Below are 18,467 nucleotides of genomic sequence, written 5' to 3' on the forward strand. Positions count from 1 at the left end.
TTCCGTGTAACACGATATATCGTGGATGCGGAAAGTCAAGACACCCGTTCTGATGGCGGCCGGCGCCGAGTGGAGTGTGCTGGTCCCGAGGGCCGGCCGTGGCTGCACAGTGCCGAGCCCGTCGACCGGGTGCTCACCGGCTGGGCCACAGCTCTGGCCGTCGGCGCTCCCTGGCCCGTATGCGCTCGCTGGTGGGACGCCGACCACAGCGGCTGCATCCTCGCCTGTCGGGCCCGACTCCGCCGCGGACGCCCGCGCGGGGCATGCGCGCGCTGCTCGCCGGTGGCGGCTGGACCCGCCGCGGGAACCCTGCTGAGGATCCATGGCGCGCGCTCGGGCTCGCGTACGACCGGCTGCGGGCCTTCGGCTGACTGCGGCAGACACCACGGCACGGTTGGCCGACGCCCGCACGAGCCGGAGCTGCGCGAGCCCCAGCCCGGAGCTGCGCGAGCCCCAGCCGGAGCTGCGTAAGCGTGAGCTACGAGAGCCGGGGGGCGAGCTACGGCAGTCGGGGAATACGGCAGCCGTAGCTGCAGGAGCCGCTGCTGCGCGAGCCGGAGCTGCGCGAGCCGCGACTACTCTTCCTCGTCGTCCTCGTCATCCAGCCGTGCCAGCCAAGTCGCCAGCCGCTCCACCGGGACCTCGAAGTCCGGGTTGAGATCGACAAACGTACGCAGCTGCTCGGCGAGCCACTCGAAGGTGACCTCTTCCTCGCCGCGCCGCTTCTCCAGTTCCTCGATGCCGCGGTCGGTGAAATACATGGGTGGTGCTCCGTGGGTGAAGTGGCGGACGGGAGTCTTCCAGTCTTCCCGTGCGGGAAGGGCTGGGAAAAGGATAGGCGGGGGCGGCTGACGTCCGGAGGTCCTCTCGCGCGCACGCCGAAGGCCCGGTCCGCGCACACGCCGAAGGCCCGGCCCGCGCGCACGCCGAAGGCCCGGCCCCTCGAAAGGGAACCGGGCCTCCGTCGACGTACGGAACCGAGTACGGAAGGAACCGTGTAGCGAGACCTACGCCTCGAACACCTCGCGCACCAACTGCTCCTGCTCGGCCTGGTGCCGCTTGGCGGAGCCAACGGCGGGCGACGAGCCGGCCGGGCGGGAGATGCGCCGCAGGCGCTCGCCGTGCGGGATGTCGGCGCCGACCGCCAGATCGAGGTGGTCGATCAGGTTGAGGGCGATGAAGGGCCAGGCACCCTGGTTCGCCGGCTCCTCCTGGGCCCACAGGTACTTCTCGGCGTTCGGGTACTTGGCGATCTCCGCCTGGAGCTCGGCACCCGGGAGGGGGTACAGGCGCTCGATGCGGATGATGGCCGTGTCCGTGCTGCCGCGCTTCGTCCGCTCGGCCTCAAGGTCGTAGTACAGCTTGCCGGCGCAGAAGACGACCTTGCGGACCGCGGCGGCGTCGACGGTGTCGTCGCCGATGACCGGGCGGAAGCCGCCCGACGTGAACTCCTCCGTCTTCGACGCGGCGGCCTTGAGGCGCAGCATCGACTTCGGGGTGAAGACCACCAGCGGCTTGTGGTGCGGGTTGTGCACCTGCCACCGCAGGAGGTGGAAGTAGTTCGACGGGAGCGTCGGCTGCGCGACCGTCATGTTGTTCTGGGCGCACAGCTGGAGGAAGCGCTCGATGCGGGCCGAGGAGTGGTCCGGGCCCTGGCCCTCGTAGCCGTGGGGCAGCAGGAGGGTGACGCCGGACGTCTGGCCCCACTTCTGCTCCGCCGCCGAGATGTACTCGTCGACGACCGTCTGAGCGCCGTTGACGAAGTCGCCGAACTGCGCCTCCCACATCACCAGCGACTCGGGACGGGCCAGCGAGTAGCCGTACTCGAAGCCCATGACCGCGTACTCGGAGAGCAGCGAGTCGTAGACGTTGTAGCGCGCCTGGTCGTCCGAGAGGTACTGGAGCGGGGTGAAGTCCTCGCCGGTGCGGCGGTCGATCAGCACCGCGTGGCGCTGGCCGAAGGTGCCGCGGCGGGAGTCCTGGCCAGAAAGACGGACCGGGGTGCCCTCAAGGAGCAGCGAGCCGATGGCGAGGGTCTCGCCCATGCCCCAGTCGATCGTGTCGTCCTCGATCATCGCCGCCCGGCGCTGCAGCTGCGGAAGCAGCCGCGGGTGGACGGTGACGTGGTCGGGGATGTTGACCTGGGACTCGGCGATGCGCTTCACGACCTCCTGGGAGATCGCGGTCGCCACGGCCACCGGGAACTCGGCCTGCACCTCCGGGAGATGAGCCTCGGGAGCCTGCGAGATGGCCTCGCGGACCTCCGTGAAGACCTTCTCCAGCTGGCCCTGGAAGTCCTGCAGCGCCTGCTCGGCCTCTTCCAGGGTGATGTCGCCGCGACCGATCAGGGACTCGGTGTACAGCTTGCGCACCGAGCGCTTCTTGTCGATCAGGTCGTACATCAGGGGCTGCGTGAACGCCGGGTTGTCGGACTCGTTGTGGCCCCGACGGCGGTAGCAGATCAGGTCGATGACGACGTCCTTGTTGAACGCCTGGCGGAACTCGAAGGCCAGCCGCGCGACGCGGACGACGGCCTCGGGGTCGTCACCGTTCACGTGGAAGATCGGCGCCTCGATCATGCGGGCCACGTCGGTGGCGTACATGGAGGAGCGCGACGACTCCGGGGCGGCGGTGAAGCCGACCTGGTTGTTGATGACGATGTGGACCGTGCCGCCCGTGCGGTAGCCGCGCAGCTGCGACATGTTGAGCGTCTCGGCGACCACACCCTGGCCCGCGAAGGCCGCGTCACCGTGCAGGGCGACGGGCAGGACAGTGAAGTCCGTGCCGCCCTTGTTGATGATGTCCTGCTTGGCGCGGGCGATGCCCTCGATGATCGGGTCGACCGTCTCCAGGTGGGACGGGTTGGCGGCCAGCGAGACCTTGATCTGCTCGCCGTCCAGGCCCGTGAAGGTGCCGTTGGCGCCCAGGTGGTACTTCACGTCGCCGGAGCCGTGCATCGACTTCGGGTCGAGGTTGCCCTCGAACTCGCGGAAGATCTGCGCGTACGACTTGCCGACGATGTTCGCCAGCACGTTCAGCCGGCCGCGGTGGGCCATGCCGATGACGACCTCGTCCAGGCGCGACTCGGCGGCACTGTCCAGGACGGCGTCGAGCAGCGGGATGACCGACTCGCCGCCCTCCAGGGAGAAGCGCTTCTGGCCGACGTACTTCGTCTGCAGGAAGGTCTCGAAGGCCTCCGCCGCGTTCAGCCGGCGCAGGATGCGCAGTTGCTCCTCGCGCTCCGGCTTGGAGTGCGAGCGCTCGATGCGGTCCTGGATCCACCTGCGCTGCTTCGGGTCCTGGATGTGCATGAACTCGACGCCGGTGGTGCGGCAGTACGAGTCACGCAGCACGCCGAGGATGTCGCGCAGCTTCATCAGGGACTTGCCCGCGAAGCCGCCGACCGCGAACTCGCGCTCCAGGTCCCACAGCGTGAGCCCGTGCTCGGTGATGTCCAGGTCGGGGTGCTTGCGCTGGCGGTACTCCAGCGGGTCGGTGTCGGCCATGACATGGCCGCGGACCCGGTAGGAGTGGATCAGCTCGAAGACCCGGGCGGCCTTGGTGACGTCGTCGTCGTGGCTGGCGTCGATGTCCTTGAGCCAGCGGACCGGCTCGTAGGGGATACGCAGGGCCTCGAAGACCTCGTCGAAGAAGCCGTTCTCGCCGAGCAGGAGGTTCGCGACGATCCGCAGGAACTCGCCGGAGGCGGCGCCCTGGATGACCCGGTGGTCGTAGGTCGACGTGAGCGTCATGACCTTCGAGATGCCGAGCTTGTTCAGGGTGTCCTGGGAGGTGCCCTGGAACTCCGCCGGGTAGTCCATCGAACCGACGCCCATGATGACCGACTGACCGGGCATCAGACGCGGGACGGAGTGGACGGTGCCGAGGCCGCCGGGGTTGGTCAGCGAGACCGTGACACCGGTGAAGTCGTCCATCGTCAGCTTGCCGTCACGGGCGCGGCGGACGAGGTCCTCGTAGGCCTGCCAGAACTCGAAGAAGTTCAGCGTCTCGGCCTTCTTGATGCCCGCGACGACCAGCTGGCGGTCGCCGTTGGGCTTCACCAGGTCGATGGCGAGGCCGAAGTTCACGTGCTCCGGCTTGACCAGGGTCGGCTTGCCGTCCTTCTCCGTGAAGGAGTAGTTCATCGACGGCATGGCCTTGATGGCCTGCACCATCGCGTAGCCGATGAGGTGGGTGAAGGAGATCTTCCCGCCCCGGGCGCGCTTCAGGTGGTTGTTGATGACGATGCGGTTGTCGAAGAGCAGCTTCACCGGGACCGCGCGCACGGACGTGGCCGTGGGCACCTCGACCGAGGCGTTCATGTTCTTCGCGACCGCGGCGGCGGGGCCGCGCAGCGTCACGTACTCGGGACCGGCCGGAGCCTCGGTCGCCGGCGCGGCCTTGCCCTCGGCGGGCTTCGCGGCGGCGGGCTTGGCGGCGGCCGGAGCGGCCTTCGCCGGAGCCGGAGCGGCGGCGGCCCTCACGGGAGCCGGAGCAGCCGGCGGAGCAGCCGCCGGCGCGGGCGCCGGTACGGACTGAGCCGGCGGCGCCGCCTGGGCGGGAGCCGCAGGTGCTGCGGGAGCGGCCGGAGCTGCTGTGGTGGTTGCTGCGGCCCCCGCGGCCGCAGTACCCGCCGGAGCCGAGGCGACAGCGGCGCCCGGCTTGTAATCGGCGAAGAAGTCCCACCAGGCTCGGTCTACCGAATTCGGGTCCTGGAGGTACTGCTGATAGATCTCGTCGACGAGCCACTCATTGGGTCCGAACGCAGCAGCCGGGTTCTTCCCGGAGGCCTGCTCTTCGGTCGAGATGCTCGAGTTACTGGGGGACTGTGGCGACACGGCGGCAACCGCCCTCTTCCGCTTCTCACAAGGTGATGGACAGCGGGAATCAAGGCTACGCCTCCCTGGCCGGGAAGGTCAGGCCGGGCAGGCCATCGTCGTGTAAGTCACACCGGAAAGTGTGTTTCGGGGGTGGAAATGGCGGGAAACAAGCGGGGTTCCGGCCCGGAACGGGCATGCGGGAGTACGTCTGCCCGAGGCCCCGGCACGACTCACGTGGCCCTCTGCCCGACCACACGCCCGCCAGTGACGAACGGCGAAGGATCTTGTGGCTCCGGTTCGAACTTTACGTCAACTTGGCAAAGAGGGAAGCCCTGGAAGGATGACCTCGATCCGGCAACCCCGCTCGGATTCGGCCACCCCGATCCGCCCGCCGTGCAGATCGACCGCCCAACGGGCGATGGCCAGGCCCAGGCCCGTACCGCCGTCGCTGCCGGGACCGTGCGGCGCGGGGACCCCGCCGCGGTTGAACCGCTCGAAGACGCGGTGCCACTCCGACCTCGGAATGCCTGGACCCTCGTCAAGGATCTCCAGGGAGAGGGACTCCGGGTGGTCGCCGCGTCTGGCCCTGACGGTCACCCGGCCGTGCGGCGGGCTGTGCTTGACCGCGTTGTCGATGAGGTTGGCGACGACCTGGTGGATCCGCTCCGGGTCCGCGTGCGCGGTCAGCTCGGGCGGCGACACGTCGAGGTGCAGATGGACGTCGGTGCGCGTGTGGCTGCCGGAGCCCGAGGCGATGTCCGCGCGTGCGGTGGAGACCATGTTGGCCTCCTTCAGGACGCCCGACAGGTAGGGCCACACCTCGAAGCGGCGCTGACGCAGCGGTACGACGCCGTTGTCCAGCCTGGACAGGTCGAGCAGCGTCTCCACGAGACGGCCGAGCCGCTCCGTCTGCTTCAGAGCCGTACGCATCGTCTCGGGGTCGGCGGCGGAGACGCCGTCCACGACGTTCTCCAGGACCGCGCGCAGCCCCGCGATGGGGGTCCGCAGCTCGTGGGAGACATTCGCCACGAGCTCCTTGCGCTGGCGGTCCTGGGCTTCCAGCTCGTCGGCCATCAGGTTGATCGTCAGGGCGAGGTCGCCCAGCTCGTCCCGGCGGTCGTCGCGCACGCGGCGCGTGTAGTCGCCGTGCGAGATGGACCGGGCGACCGCGTTCATCTCGTCGAGCGGGGCCGTGAGCGAATGCGCCACGAACTGCGTTATCAGCAGTGTGGCGATCATCGAGAACACCGTGATGAAGCGCAGTTCGGTCTGCGTGCGCGCCGCGATGATCGACAGACCCGTGGTGATGAAGACCGAGACGACGACCAGGGTGCCGAGCTTCGTCTTGATGGAGAAGGGCCGCACGCCACCCCAGGGGCTCTCGTCCTTGGACCCGCCCGGACCGGAGCCGGCGCGTTTGCGCTCCCCGCATCCGGAGCCGCTGTTCCCGCGCTCCCCGACCCCGGGTCTGGCACCCTTGCGGTCCCCGAACCCGCTCATCACATCAGCCCCCTGAAGAAGGCCCCGGCCGCCCGGCTCAGGGAGTCGGGGTCTCCAGGGCGTAGCCCACGCCGTGGACCGTACGGATACGCTCGGCGCCGATCTTCCGGCGCAGCGCCTTGATGTGGCTGTCCACGGTCCGGGTGCCGGAGGCGTCCGCCCAGTCCCAGACCTCGGCGAGCAGTTGCTCACGCGAGAGTACGGCCCGCGGGGTGTTCGCGAGGCACACGAGGAGGTCGAACTCGGTGGGCGTGAGGTGCACGTCCTCCGAGCGCACCCGTACCCGGCGCTGCGCGTGGTCGATCTCCAGCTCGCCGAGCCTGAGGATCCCGCTGCGGGGCGTCGAGGCGGCCACGACGGCGCGCTCCACGCGGCGCAGCAGGACGTGTACGCGGGCGGCCAGCTCGCGCATGGAGAACGGTTTCGTCATGTAATCGTCGGCGCCGACGCCCAGGCCGACCAGCATGTCGGTCTCGTCGTCGCGCGCGGTGAGCATCAGCACCGGCACCGGGCGCTGGGCCTGCACCCGTCGGCAGACCTCCAGCCCGTCGAAGCCGGGCAGCATGATGTCGAGGATCAGCAGGTCGGGCTGCCAGGCCTCGGCGGTGTCGACGGCGGCCGGGCCGTCGCCCGCGGTTTGCACCAGGAATCCCTCGGCGCGCAGACGTGCCGCGATGGCGTCGACGATCGTCGGGTCGTCCTCGACGACCAGGACCCGTCGCTGAGCGCCGGGTGTCGCCGCCGCGCCGTTGTGGGAGGTGTGTGTCTGCTCCATCGCCCGCCCCTGAAGTGTGCTTTCCGGAATCCGTGGGGTGATCCCATGACTGCGCTTGACGCTTGAATGATCTGCGTCAGGGAAGCAGAGTACGGGCAGCCACCGCGGCTCGGCTATCCAGGTCTTACCGCGAGATGGACGACGTCGGGAACGCCCCGGGCAACGGGGACCTCTTCGGTACGGACCCCCTTGAACCCGGCATTCCGTAGGGTTCCTTCAAATTCCGGAGAGGGTCGCGCCGACCACACCGCGAGTACCCCGCCGGGCTTCAACACCCTTGCACAGCCTGCGAGTCCGGCCTCCGAATAGAGGCTTTCGTTGCCCTCCGTGACCGTCCAGCCGGGCCCGTTGTCGATGTCCAGGCACAGCGCGTCGTGTGTGTCGGAAATCTCATTGACGTAGGCGAGCAGATCCGCTTCGACGATCTCCGTGCGCGGATCGGCGAGCGCCTCGGCCGACAGTGCGGCCAGTGGGCCGCCGAGGTGCCAGTCGATCACCGCCGGCTCGCGCTCCACGACGGTGATACGCCCCCAGCGCGGATCCGAGGCCGCGTGCGCGAGTGAGAACCCGACGCCGAGACCGCCGATCAGCAGCCTCGGCTGCGCCCGCCCGTCCAGCGCGCCGTACGCGGCGTCGATGAGCAGCCGCTCCGAACGGCCGTCGGAGGTGTCCATCAGGAAGCACCCGTTGGCGATGATCTGCAGCAGCGCACCGTGACGCCGCAGCACGACCTCGCCGTACGGGCCCTCGCGACGGTCGATCACTGCGGGGGTGTCGTACGAGGTGACCATCGGCCCATCTTGGCAGCTCTCCCTGACGCCGGGCGGCCGAATCACACCCGTGCCAGGGGGTGGAGTCGGCGCGCAGCCGCCTTGGCCGGCGAGGGGGACCACGACGAGGCCGGCCACGGCGGGCAGCGGCCGACGGAGGTTCAGACGCCCCCGGTGAACTTCGCGCTCGTCAACGGTGCCTCCACGCGCCATCCGAGGGACTCGTACAGTGCCCGCCCGTCCGGTGTTCCGGCGAGTACGCCGGTCGTGCCCCCGCGTCTTCCACTCCACCGCCTCACCGCGCGCGGCGAAGTACTCCCGCTGCCGGGCGATCAGGCGGTCGAGTTCCGCCCCGCCCACTCCGAGGTCACGCGGACCGCTTACCAGGCCGCGAAACTGCCCGACGATCCGCAGCAGCGGCCCGTCCTGTTCGTATCCGACCCCCGTAGGAGGGTGGGAGGGGCGCCCCTCATCTGGTCGTCGTAGGCGGCGAGAAAGGGGTGGGCTTCGGTGTCCGTCACTGGGGAGACGGTCCGGACGGTACGAGACGTGGCAACTGAATAGGTGGGCGGCGTCCTGGCGAGGTCATGCCGTTCAGGGCGGCCCCCGGCGGGCTCCACGCACATCGACGCGCCGGGCCGGCTCGCCCCCGGCGCCAAGGTCACGGGGCCCTCCCGGCTCGCGTACGACCGCGATCGCTGACAGCGAACAGCCTGGGGGAACACCAGAGCGCTCACAAGCATTGAGTCCACATAGCTCAACTTGCTTGTCGAGAGGAAGATCATGGCTGCCGATACGACGTCCACACCGCTCAACCTGCCCGTGCTGCCGCTCGACGACGAGGTCGTGCTGCCCGGAATGGTGGTTCCGCTGGACCTGAACGACACCGATGTGCGGGCCGCGGTGGAGGCCGCTCAGGCTGCCGCCCGCTCGACACCGGGGAAGCCGCAGGTGCTGCTGGTGCCGCGGATCGACGGGACGTACGCGGGCACGGGTGTGCTCGGGACGGTCGAACAGGTCGGCCGGCTTGCCGACGGCGACCCGGGCGCGCTGATCCGCGGCCGTGGGCGCGTGCAGATCGGCGCCGGGACCACGGGTCCGGGAGCCGCACTCTGGGTGGAGGGGACGCGCGTCAGCGAGACCGTGCCCGAGCCGCTGCCCGGCCACGTCACCGAACTGATCAAGGAATACAAGGCCCTCGCCACCAGCTGGCTGCGCAAGCGCGGCGCCTGGCAGGTCGTGGACCGCGTCACGGCGATCGACGACGTCTCCGCCCTTGCCGACAACTCCGGATACTCACCTTTCCTCTCCACCGAACAGAAGGTGGAGCTGCTGGAGACCGCGGACCCGGTCGCCCGTCTGAAGCTCGCCACCGAGCAGCTCCGCGAGCACCTCGCCGAGCAGGATGTCGCCGAGTCCATCGCCAAGGACGTACAGGAAGGTGTCGACAAGCAGCAGCGCGAGTTCCTGCTGCGGCGCCAGCTCGATGCCGTACGCAAGGAGCTCCGTGACCTCAAGGGGGAGGGCGGAGAGGACGAGAGCGACGACTACCGCTCCCGCGTCGAGGCCGCCGACCTTCCCGAGAACGTCCGCGAGGCCGCCCTCAAGGAGGTCGAGAAGCTGGAGCGCGCGAGCGACCAGTCGCCCGAGGGCTCCTGGATCCGGACCTGGCTCGACACCGTCCTCGAACTGCCGTGGAACGAACGCACCGAGGACGAGTACGACATCCAGGGCGCCAAGGCGATCCTCGACGCAGAGCACGCGGGCCTCGAGGACGTGAAGGAGCGGATCACCGAATACCTCGCCGTGCGCAAGCGGCGTGCCGAGCGAGGGCTCGGCGTGGTCGGCGGCCGTCGCGGCGGCGCGGTGCTTGCGCTCGTCGGACCCCCCGGCGTCGGCAAGACCTCGCTCGGCGAATCCGTCGCGCACGCCATGGGCCGCAAGTTCGTACGGGTCGCCCTGGGCGGCGTACGCGACGAGGCCGAGATCCGCGGACACCGGCGTACGTACGTCGGCGCGCTGCCCGGCCGTGTCGTCCGCGCCATCAAGGAGGCCGGGTCCATGAACCCGGTCGTGCTCCTGGACGAGATCGACAAGGTCGGCTCCGACTACCGCGGCGACCCCGCCGCCGCCCTCCTCGAAGTGCTCGACCCCGCCCAGAACCACACCTTCCGCGACCACTACCTGGAGGTCGAACTCGACCTCAGCGACGTCGTCTTCCTGGCGACCGCCAACGTCCTGGAAGCCATCCCGGAGGCCCTGCTCGACCGCATGGAGCTGGTCCGCCTCGACGGCTACACCGAGGACGAGAAGGTCGTCATCGCACGCGACCACCTGCTGCCGCGCCAGCTGGAGCGGGCCGGTCTGGAGAAGGACGAGGTCACGCTCGACGAGAGCGCGCTGCGCAGGCTCGCCGGGGAGTACACCCGGGAGGCGGGCGTACGGAACCTGGAGCGCGGCATCGCCCGGCTGCTCCGCAAGGTCGCGGCGCAGCACGAACTCGGTGAGCGGAAACTGCCGTTCACGGTGACCGAGGACGATCTGCGCGGGCTCATCGGGCGTCCGCACCACGTGCCCGAGTCCGCCCAGGACCCGGCCGAGCGCCGCACGGCGGTGCCCGGTGTCGCGACGGGACTCGCCGTCACGGGCGCCGGCGGTGACGTGCTGTTCGTCGAGGCCTCGCTCGCCGATCCGGAGACGGGCGCGGCGGGTCTGACCCTGACCGGTCAGCTCGGTGACGTGATGAAGGAGTCCGCGCAGATCGCGCTCTCCTTCCTGCGCAGCCACGGCGCGGAGCTCGAACTCCCCGTCGGCGACCTCAAGGACCGGGGTGTGCACATCCACTTCCCGGCCGGGGCCGTCCCCAAGGACGGTCCGAGCGCGGGCGTCACCATGACGACCGCTCTCGCCTCGCTGCTCAGCGGGCGGCTGGTCCGCACCGACGTCGCCATGACCGGCGAGGTCTCGCTCACCGGCCGTGTCCTGCCCATCGGAGGCGTCAAGCAGAAGCTGCTCGCCGCCCACCGGGCCGGGGTCACGACGGTGATCATCCCGAAGCGCAACGAAGCCGACCTGGACGACGTCCCGGCCCAGGTCCTGGACAAGCTCGACGTCCACGCGGTGACGGATGTCCGCCAGGTGCTGGAACTGGCGCTCGCTCCGGCGAGGAACGGCGCGGCTGTGGAGGTTCCGGTGGCGGCGTGACGGACGCCATCGGTTGAGGAAGGCCCGGATCCCGCGAGGGACCCGGGCCTTCCCGCGTCCAGCGTCAGCCGTTGGCGAGTGCCACCACCCGGTCCAGCGCCCCGTTGAACCTGTTGTGGTCCCCGACCGTCGGACCGGACGACGTGTACTGCCACATCGTGTAGTAGCCCCAGCCGGCCGGCAGCGTGCCGACGGCGGTGGCGTATCGCGCGACCCACAGCGGGTTGGCGGCGGCGAAACCGGCGTAATTGCCGGTGCACTCGGTCCACCAGGTGGTCGCCGTGTAGATCACGGCGTCCCGCCCGGTGCGCGCCTTGTACTGGGTGAGAAAGCTGCTGATCCAGCTGACCATGGCGCTCTGCGTCTTCCCGTAGCAGGAGGCCCCGTACGGGTTCCACTCGATGTCGAGCACGCCGGGCAGCGTCCTGCCGTCCTTGGACCAGCCGCCTCCGTGGTCGACGAAGTAGTTGGCCTGGGTGGCGCCGGTCGTCGTGTCGGGGGTCGCGAAGTGGTAGGCACCGCGGATCATCCCGACGTTGTAGGAGCCGTTGTACTGCTGGGCGAAGTAGGGGTTCGTGTAGTACGTCCCTTCCGTCGCCTTGGCGTACGCCCATTTGACCCCGCTGCTCCACAGGGTCGCCCAGGCGACGTTGCCCTGGTGGCTGCTGACGTCCACGCCTTCCGTCTGCGTGGCCCTGCTGTCGGGCGGGAGGCCGCCCTGGCCGTCGTGGGCGACGACGCCCATGCCCAGGTGGGCGGAGCCGCGGGCGGGGACATCGGCTGCCTGGGCCGGGACGGCGAGAAGGAGCGAGAAGGCGGCGAGCAGGATCCCGAGCGCGGGAAAGCGCTTCGACGAGTGCGGGCGGCGGGCCGTGCGGGATCTGTACCGGTGCGCGGGCATGTCGTGCCTCCGAGGAGATCGGTGGTGCACGGTGGTGCTCGGTGGGGGAGCGCCGGCTGCATGCGCCTGCCACGGTGGGATCAAGTCCTCATCGACTTGTTGATGGCGGCGCAGGGGTTACGTGCCATGCCGGGCGACTTCCTGCAGTGGTCATGTCACATATTGCCTGCCCTTGACGCTACGCACGTGGAAGACGGCGTGGAAGGGGGCCCGGACGCTGCCGATGGTCTACGCCTGCGAAATACTGGCGGAGCTGCAGAGACGGTGATTTTTGGCAGAAACTTTCAGGATCGGGAAACCGGGTCAGGGGTGCTGACGTGCACGAGGACGCGAACGGCGACGGGCAGCGCGGCGAACCCACGGCGTCCGGAAATGGTGTGGACCAGGAATTCCCCTCGCTGGAACGCGAGTTGACGGTGTTCCTGCGGCGGGCCCGGGCCTCCTCGGGCGAGATGGCCCGTGCCGTCCATCCCGACCTGGAGTCCTCCGCGTACGGACTCCTCTTCCGCCTGGAGGAGTGCGGCCGCCAGCGTGCCACGGAACTCGCCGCCTACATCGGCGTCGGCAAGGCCACCATGTCCCGCCAGCTCCGGGCACTCGAAGACCTCGGCCTCGTCACCCGCGAGCCCGACCCCGCCGACGGCCGCGCCTGGCTCGTCCACCTCACGGAGGAGGGCCGGACGCGTTTCCGTGCGGTGCGGGAGGCGCGGCGGGCGCGCTACGTCCGGCAGCTCAACGGCTGGGACCCGCGCGAGGTGGCCGAACTGGCCCGGCTGCTGCACCAGCTGAACACGGTGATGGAGAAGTAGCCGACCGCGCCGGCTCTCGGCCGCCGTGGCTCACCCTCCACGGCCACCGGAGAAGCGGCCGGCCTCGCCCGCATCCGGATCGCCGCGTCTCACCACTCCACGAAAACCACCGTCGCGTCGTCGTGCGTCTTGCTCCGTCCCAGCCGCACCCGCAGCTCCGCGTCCGCGGACTCCAGCACCCGTACGCGGGAGACAAGGGCCTGTGCCCCTTCTTTCCGTACGAGGGTGAACAGGCCCGTCCAGTCACCCTCCCGGAACTTCTCCACCCACCGCGTGGCACCGTCCGTCAGGGCGGCCAGCGCCCGGACGGAGGACCGGGGCGCCGTCCCCGTCACCGCGCGCGACGCCACCGAGGGATCCGCCGCGGCAGTGAAGAAGCCGCCCTCCTGGTTGCGCAGGGTCGCGTCGGTACGGGCGGCGGAGGTGAGGGTCGCCGGGGGGACGTGGGAGAGGCGGTCGTCGAGGATCGCGGTGACGGCGCCTTCGGGGGACTCGAGCAGCAGAGCGGAGTCCGACAGGACGAGGTACTCGACCTCGGCGGCGGACCAGCGGGCGAGGACGACGGTTGCCTGGGGTGTGCGGGGGTGAGAAAGGTCACAGGTCTCGGCGTGGGCCCCGGTCGTACGCGTGATCGAGCGGGAAAGTACCTCAGTCAGCGTCAGATCCCGTCGGGTAAGGGACAGTTCGGTCAGCGCGCCGCCCAGGCGGGAGGAGAACCAGGCGACCGAGTGCAGGCAGCCGTCGTCACCCGCGGGAGGCGTCACACCGTCCAGGACGACCAGCGCGCCCCCTCGTCCCGAGGCGGGAAGTCCGACCGATGCGAAGTCCTCATTGGGGCGGGCCGGGTCGCCGGGCTCCGAGACGAGTTCAGTACGCATCCGGCCAGTCTGCACGAGCCCTTCACAAGATCCATGAGAGGTCGGCATCAGTTGCCGAATCGGCGCGGACCGGCAGATCGGGCGTCGGGTTTGGCATGGAATGATCGACTCCGGTGAAGCGTGGCGGCGAATACTGCCAAAGCCCGTCGCTCACGTCCAACCAGCCTGCCGCGCAGGCGAACCGCACACCTCGGAGGGACTTGCCCGCCAACTCCCGTCCGATGTTCACTCCTTCGGGTGGCGGGCCGGATGATGCGGGACCACTGCCCACCGGCACTGGAAGGGTCGGGAACCGGTGGGGGCGCCCCCTGCTTGAGCGAGGTCGAAAGCTCGGGGAGGGCGAACACCCCAGTTGACGGAACGTCACCCGGGCACATGGGTACACGAGTCAGGAATGCGAGCACCGGTGCAGAAGACGCGGCCGAGGCGCACAGGCAAGCAGACGGCCTCCACGGAGGGCGCCGCTGGCGCCGCCGCCGACTCGGCGGGCAGGGGCCGAACCGCCCACGTACGCAACCGGCTGATTATCGCCGTTGCGGTCGTCGCGGCCGCCATCGTCGGCGCCGGGGCTCCCACGATCCTGACCGCCTCGGGTCAGTTGAACGACTCCCAGAACCTGGTGACGCTCGCGCAGCGCACCCAGCAGGCGCTGGTCCTCGCGCACTCGCTGGCCGACGAGCGCGACGAGGTCACCTCGTACATCGCCGCGGGCAGGCCGAAGGACAAGGTGCCCTCGGAGCAGCGCGGCGCCCGGGTCGACCGGCAGGTCGAGGAGCTGCGGGCGGACGAGGACGCCCCCGCGGGCCTCCTCGCGGACCTCGACGCCATCGCCTCGCTGCGCAGGGCGGCGCTCACCGGCGCGAGCACCGCGCTCGAAGCGCACCAGTCGTACTCCGGCGCCATCACCGAACTCCACGCCCTCGCCGAGGAGCTGGCCGAGCAGGTGCCGCCCCGCGCGGGCTCCGGCGCGCACTCCCTCGCCGAGCTGGACTCCGCCGTCCAGCAGTCCGCCGCCGCCCGCGGACTGCTCCTCGCGGCCCTCAGCGTCCCGCGCAGCACCGAGACCACCACCGACCCCTACACGGGCCTGACGACCACCACCAGCACCTCCTCCGAGGCCGACACCAAGCAACGCGACGCGCTCAGCGCCGCCGCCCAACAGGCGCGCCTCCGCTCGGACGCGGCCCTCGCCGACTTCCTCGATACGGCGCCCAAGGCCGACAAGACCTCGTACGACTCCACGGTCACCGGGCCCGACGTCAACAGCGCCGACAAGTACCTCGCGGACCTCACCGACCAGCCGACGCTGTCCGACTCCGAACTCGACACCAGCACCGACAAGCTGGACGCGGCGCTCTCCGCCCGCGTGGAGCTGATGCGCGGCGCCGAGGCATCCCTCAACAGCCGCCGCATCAAGGACCTCGAAGCGCTGCGTGACGACGACGTCACCGCGCTGGAGATCCGCGTCGCGGCCATCGGCACCCTGCTGCTCGTCGCCGTCGGCGTCTCGATGGGCATGGCCCGCAGCCTCACCCGCCCGCTGTCCGTCCTGCGGCGCGGCTCCGCCCGCCTCGCCGCCGACCCGGGCGCGCAGGAGCCGGTCAAGTTCACCGGCCGCAACGACGAGTTCGCCCAGGTCGTCCGCTCCGTGAACGCGCTGCACGCGCACGCGGCCGAGCTCCACGAGCGGATCACCACCCTCGAAGGCGACCGCAAGCACCTCATCGGCCAGCGCCAGCTGATGGCCGACGAACGCGACAAGCTGCGCATCGAACTCGCCGCGGCCGCTGCCCACTTGGAGCAGGTCCGCGGAACCATCCACGGCACCTTCGTCAACCTGGCGCTGCGCACCCTCGGCCTCGTCGAGCGCCAACTCGGCATCATCGAGGGCCTGGAGGAGCGCGAGCAGGACCCCGACCGCCTCTCCACCCTCTACAGGCTGGACCACTTCGCGACGGTCATGCGGCGCCACAGCGAGAACCTGCTCGTCCTCGCCGGCGCCGACCACGGCCAGCAGCACGCCGGTCCCGTCCCGCTCGTCGACGTCGTACGCGCCGCGGTCAGCGAGATAGAGCGGTACGAGCGTGTCCGCATCACCACGCTGCCGCCGCACGCGCACCTGGCCGGCTTCGCCGCGGACGACATCTCGCACCTGGTGTCGGAACTCCTGGAGAACGCCGCGTCGTTCTCGCCGCCAGACATGGCCGTGGAGGTCTCCGGCTGGCTCCTGGAGAACGGCGAGGTGATGCTCTCCGTGCAGGACGAGGGCATCGGCATGACCGCGGAGCGGATGAGCCTGCTCAACTCCCGGCTCACGGAGTTCGATCCCGAGGACTCCTACGACCAGGAGGGCGGCGAGGGACTCGGGCTCGGGCTGTACGTGGTGGCCCGGCTCGCCCACCGGCACGGGGTGCGCGTGCGGTTGCGCGAGCAGAAGCAGGGCGGCATCGCGGCCGTCGCCGTCCTCCCGAAGAACCTCCTGGCCGCCGCCCCCTCCACCGCCGTGCCCTCCGCCGCACCGGTCACCGCCGGTGCCCCCTCCCTCACCCTTCCCGGCGCGGACGCCGAGGCCAACTCCAACGTCCTGCACGGCCGTTCGACGCTCACGGCGCAGCCCCCGGCCGCGGACGTGGACCCGCTGATCGCGGCGGCGGAACGGACGGCGAGGGAGGCCGCCGCCGCGGCCGCTCCGGCGCCGGAGGACCCCCCGGCGCCCGTCGAACCCGAGCCGACGCCCGAGACCACGATGGAGCTCCTGGCCCCGGTGCCCGGAGCAGCCCCGGCCGAAGCGCCGAAGGCAACCCTCCCCACCCAGTCCACAACCACCCCCACCCCTGCCACCCCCACCGACGATCCCTACGCCATCGGCCCTGACGCCCACGAGCGGGTCGGTGACCCGGACGTGCCCGGCCGGGTCACCGACAAGGGCCTGCCTAAGCGGACGCCGAAGATCTCCGAGCCCGTCGCGGCCCCGAGGCCGCGCACGAGCGGGGTGGACGCCGAGGCCCTGCGCCGCAGGCTCGGCGGCTTCCACCGGGGTGCGCAGGAGGGCCGCCGCGAGGCGGAGGCGGAGATCGCCGACCAGAACGCGCCCGCACATGGTGCGGGGTTGCACGCACAGGACGTAGAACCATCGGGGGGCACAGTCGAGGAGGCAAGCAGTTGACCGCTCCCAGTACCTTCGCCCTGAGCAGTGAAGCCCGTAACCTGCACTGGCTGTTGACGAACCTCGTCGAGGAGGTGCCCGGCCTTCTCTCGGTCGCGGTCGTCTCCTCCGACGGCCTGCTGCTGATCTCCTCCGACCCGGGGAGAAACGAGGAGGCACGGGAGGCGAGAGAAGCGCCCCGCAAGGGCCCCAAGGGTTCCGCCGCCGACCTGGCCACCATCGTCGCCGGCATCGGCAGCCTCACCATCGGCGCCGCCAAGCTGATGGACGGCGGCGCCGTCAAGCAGACGATGGTCGCGATGGACGACGGCAGCCTCTTCGTCATGTCGATCAGCGACGGCTCGCTGCTGGGTGTGCACGGCTCCCCGGACTGCGACATGAGCGTGGTGGCGTACCACATGGCGCTCTTCGTGGGCCGCGCAGGACATGTGCTGACCCCCGAACTCCGCATCGAACTCAGAAAGTCCCTGGAGAGTGAGACCGAGACGGAGACCCAGCCGGAGCCCGAGCCCGAGCCGGAGACCGAGTCGACGGGGAGCGCCCGATGAGTAGTGGAACATCCAAGCTCCCCGTCCGGGGCGGCGACCGCAAACCCGCCCGCGTACGCCCGTACTCGCTCACCGGCGGACGCACCCGCTTCGGTCACGTCCTGCTCGTGGAGACGTTCGTCGCGGCGCTCGAAGCTCCGGAGGAACGCCGGGAGTTGACCAACGGCTCGCTCGAGACGCGGGTGATGCCCGAGATGCGGGCCATCGTCGAACTCTGCCGCCGGATGCGAACGGTGGCCGAGGTCGCCGCCCTTCTCAGGATGCCGCTCGGCGTGGTCCGCGTGCTTCTGAGCGACCTGGCGGACCAGGGAAAGATCCGTGTGTACGGAACCGGTCACGGCACGGGACAGCCGGACCGCGCTCTGCTGGAAAGGGTGCTGAATGGACTCCGTCGTCTCTGAGGGCGCGCCAAGAACTGCCTTCCCTAAGGCAGTTGCCGATGCTGACCCGGTAACTCCGCGGCTGCCCGAGGCCGATGAGAACCTCCAGGCCTGGCAGACCGACCGCACCCGCGCCCCGATCGCGACGAAGATCGTGGTGGCGGGCGGTTTCGGCGTGGGCAAGACCACGCTCGTCACCGCGGTCTCCGAGATCACGCCCCTCCAGACGGAGGCGCTGATGACCCAGGCCAGCGAGGACACCGACGACCTGACCGCGACGCCGGAGAAGCTGACCACGACCGTGGCCATGGACTTCGGCCGCATCACGCTCGACGACGACCTGGTCCTGTACCTCTTCGGAACGCCGGGCCAGCAGCGGTTCTGGTTCATGTGGGACGACCTGGTGCGTGGCGCGATCGGCGCGGTCGTCCTGGCCGACACCCGCCGTCTCATGGACTGCTTCCCGGCGCTCGACTACTTCGAGAGCTGCGGACTGCCGTACGTCGTCGCGGTCAACCACTTCGACGGCAGCGAGCGGTACGAGCCCGAGGACGTGCGCGAGGCCCTCACGGTGCCCCCGCACATACCTGTCATGATCATGGACGCGCGCCGCCGGATCTCGGCCGTCGAGACCCTGCTGGCCCTGGTCGGCCACGCGCTCGCCGTCAGCCCCGAATAGGGAAGCTCGCCCCGAACAGGAAGCTCAGCCCCGATTC

General features: G+C 70.2%; 14 protein-coding genes and 1 pseudogene. 7 read left to right on the plus strand and 8 right to left on the minus strand.

From position 1 onward, the window contains the following. Positions 1–179: 179 nt before the first annotated feature. Positions 180–371 carry a hypothetical protein gene (locus ACFYPC_RS02790; RefSeq protein ID WP_388669577.1) on the plus strand — a complete coding sequence of 64 codons (192 nt, stop codon included), beginning with the start codon at positions 180–182 and terminating at the stop codon, positions 369–371. Positions 372–575: 204 nt separating this feature from the next. On the opposite strand, the gene ACFYPC_RS02795 is transcribed toward ACFYPC_RS02790, so the two are convergent. The 6 genes and pseudogenes from ACFYPC_RS02795 to ACFYPC_RS02820 all read right to left on the minus strand — a co-directional run. Further along, a complete protein-coding gene (locus tag ACFYPC_RS02795; protein WP_266832462.1) occupies positions 576–761 on the minus strand; it encodes a DUF6104 family protein in 186 nt (61 codons plus the stop codon). 246 nt (positions 762–1,007) lie between these two features. After that, positions 1,008–4,838 (minus strand): multifunctional oxoglutarate decarboxylase/oxoglutarate dehydrogenase thiamine pyrophosphate-binding subunit/dihydrolipoyllysine-residue succinyltransferase subunit, encoded by a 3,831-nt coding sequence (locus tag ACFYPC_RS02800; RefSeq protein WP_388669580.1) that lies wholly within the window; start codon positions 4,836–4,838, stop codon positions 1,008–1,010. Between the two features lie 291 nt (positions 4,839–5,129). Next, a complete protein-coding gene (locus tag ACFYPC_RS02805) occupies positions 5,130–6,320 on the minus strand; it encodes an ATP-binding protein (RefSeq protein ID WP_388669583.1) in 1,191 nt (396 codons plus the stop codon). Positions 6,321–6,357: 37 nt separating this feature from the next. Next, on the minus strand, positions 6,358–7,095 hold the full coding sequence (locus tag ACFYPC_RS02810) for a response regulator transcription factor (protein ID WP_266832490.1): 738 nt from the start codon (positions 7,093–7,095) through the stop codon (positions 6,358–6,360). A 113-nt stretch (positions 7,096–7,208) separates the two neighbouring features. Then, positions 7,209–7,886 carry a spermidine synthase gene (locus ACFYPC_RS02815; RefSeq protein WP_388669586.1) on the minus strand — a complete coding sequence of 226 codons (678 nt, stop codon included), beginning with the start codon at positions 7,884–7,886 and terminating at the stop codon, positions 7,209–7,211. A gap of 140 nt (positions 7,887–8,026) precedes the next feature. Then, positions 8,027–8,140, minus strand: a pseudogene (locus ACFYPC_RS02820) (GNAT family N-acetyltransferase); the annotation flags it as partial. A 508-nt stretch (positions 8,141–8,648) separates the two neighbouring features. Here ACFYPC_RS02820 and lon point away from each other — a divergent pair. After that, on the plus strand, positions 8,649–11,069 hold the full coding sequence (gene lon / locus ACFYPC_RS02825; protein WP_388669589.1) for an endopeptidase La: 2,421 nt from the start codon (positions 8,649–8,651) through the stop codon (positions 11,067–11,069). Positions 11,070–11,133: 64 nt separating this feature from the next. On the opposite strand, the gene ACFYPC_RS02830 is transcribed toward lon, so the two are convergent. Further along, the gene (locus tag ACFYPC_RS02830; protein ID WP_388669591.1) at positions 11,134–11,970 is read right to left on the minus strand and encodes a lysozyme; all 837 of its coding nucleotides are present in this window, start codon (positions 11,968–11,970) and stop codon (positions 11,134–11,136) included. Positions 11,971–12,287: 317 nt separating this feature from the next. Between ACFYPC_RS02830 and ACFYPC_RS02835 the strand changes: the two genes are divergently transcribed. Then, entirely contained in the window at positions 12,288–12,779 is a 492-nt protein-coding gene (locus ACFYPC_RS02835) for a MarR family winged helix-turn-helix transcriptional regulator (RefSeq protein ID WP_388669594.1), read from the plus strand. 89 nt (positions 12,780–12,868) lie between these two features. On the opposite strand, the gene ACFYPC_RS02840 is transcribed toward ACFYPC_RS02835, so the two are convergent. Next, complete coding sequence (locus tag ACFYPC_RS02840) at positions 12,869–13,657, minus strand: protein phosphatase 2C domain-containing protein (RefSeq protein ID WP_388669597.1); 789 nt, start codon at positions 13,655–13,657, stop codon at positions 12,869–12,871. A gap of 406 nt (positions 13,658–14,063) precedes the next feature. Here ACFYPC_RS02840 and ACFYPC_RS02845 point away from each other — a divergent pair, with 406 nt between their 5' ends. Genes ACFYPC_RS02845 through ACFYPC_RS02860 form a run of 4 tightly spaced genes read left to right on the plus strand, consistent with a single transcriptional unit; the run spans position 14,064 to position 18,430 of the window. Continuing rightward, positions 14,064–16,823, plus strand: a complete 2,760-nt coding sequence (locus ACFYPC_RS02845) for a nitrate- and nitrite sensing domain-containing protein (RefSeq protein ID WP_388669600.1) — start codon at positions 14,064–14,066, stop codon at positions 16,821–16,823. Beyond that, on the plus strand, positions 16,820–17,371 hold the full coding sequence (locus tag ACFYPC_RS02850; RefSeq protein WP_388669604.1) for a roadblock/LC7 domain-containing protein: 552 nt from the start codon (positions 16,820–16,822) through the stop codon (positions 17,369–17,371). The genes ACFYPC_RS02845 and ACFYPC_RS02850 overlap by 4 nt, the downstream gene beginning before the upstream one ends. Next, positions 17,368–17,772 carry a DUF742 domain-containing protein gene (locus ACFYPC_RS02855; RefSeq protein WP_388669606.1) on the plus strand — a complete coding sequence of 135 codons (405 nt, stop codon included), beginning with the start codon at positions 17,368–17,370 and terminating at the stop codon, positions 17,770–17,772. Before ACFYPC_RS02850 ends, ACFYPC_RS02855 begins: the two co-directional genes overlap by 4 nt. After that, positions 17,753–18,430 carry an ATP/GTP-binding protein gene (locus ACFYPC_RS02860; protein WP_388669609.1) on the plus strand — a complete coding sequence of 226 codons (678 nt, stop codon included), beginning with the start codon at positions 17,753–17,755 and terminating at the stop codon, positions 18,428–18,430. Before ACFYPC_RS02855 ends, ACFYPC_RS02860 begins: the two co-directional genes overlap by 20 nt. Positions 18,431–18,467 lie beyond the last annotated feature (37 nt).

This window comes from Streptomyces sp. NPDC005808 (genome assembly GCF_042871385.1).
Lineage (GTDB): Bacteria > Actinomycetota > Actinomycetes > Streptomycetales > Streptomycetaceae > Streptomyces.

What these genes read in the sequence shown, in the direction of transcription:
- ACFYPC_RS02790 (WP_388669577.1), top strand. Translation starts at nt 180, where the DNA reads ATGCGCTCGCTGGTGGGACGCCGACCACAGCGGCTGCATCCTCGCCTG.
- ACFYPC_RS02795 (WP_266832462.1), bottom strand. Translation starts at nt 761, where the DNA reads ATGTATTTCACCGACCGCGGCATCGAGGAACTGGAGAAGCGGCGCGGC.
- ACFYPC_RS02805 (WP_388669583.1), bottom strand. Translation starts at nt 6,320, where the DNA reads ATGAGCGGGTTCGGGGACCGCAAGGGTGCCAGACCCGGGGTCGGGGAG.
- ACFYPC_RS02810 (WP_266832490.1), bottom strand. Translation starts at nt 7,095, where the DNA reads ATGGAGCAGACACACACCTCCCACAACGGCGCGGCGGCGACACCCGGC.
- ACFYPC_RS02815 (WP_388669586.1), bottom strand. Translation starts at nt 7,886, where the DNA reads ATGGTCACCTCGTACGACACCCCCGCAGTGATCGACCGTCGCGAGGGC.
- lon (WP_388669589.1), top strand. Translation starts at nt 8,649, where the DNA reads ATGGCTGCCGATACGACGTCCACACCGCTCAACCTGCCCGTGCTGCCG.
- ACFYPC_RS02830 (WP_388669591.1), bottom strand. Translation starts at nt 11,970, where the DNA reads ATGCCCGCGCACCGGTACAGATCCCGCACGGCCCGCCGCCCGCACTCG.
- ACFYPC_RS02840 (WP_388669597.1), bottom strand. Translation starts at nt 13,657, where the DNA reads ATGCGTACTGAACTCGTCTCGGAGCCCGGCGACCCGGCCCGCCCCAAT.
- ACFYPC_RS02855 (WP_388669606.1), top strand. Translation starts at nt 17,368, where the DNA reads ATGAGTAGTGGAACATCCAAGCTCCCCGTCCGGGGCGGCGACCGCAAA.
- ACFYPC_RS02860 (WP_388669609.1), top strand. Translation starts at nt 17,753, where the DNA reads ATGGACTCCGTCGTCTCTGAGGGCGCGCCAAGAACTGCCTTCCCTAAG.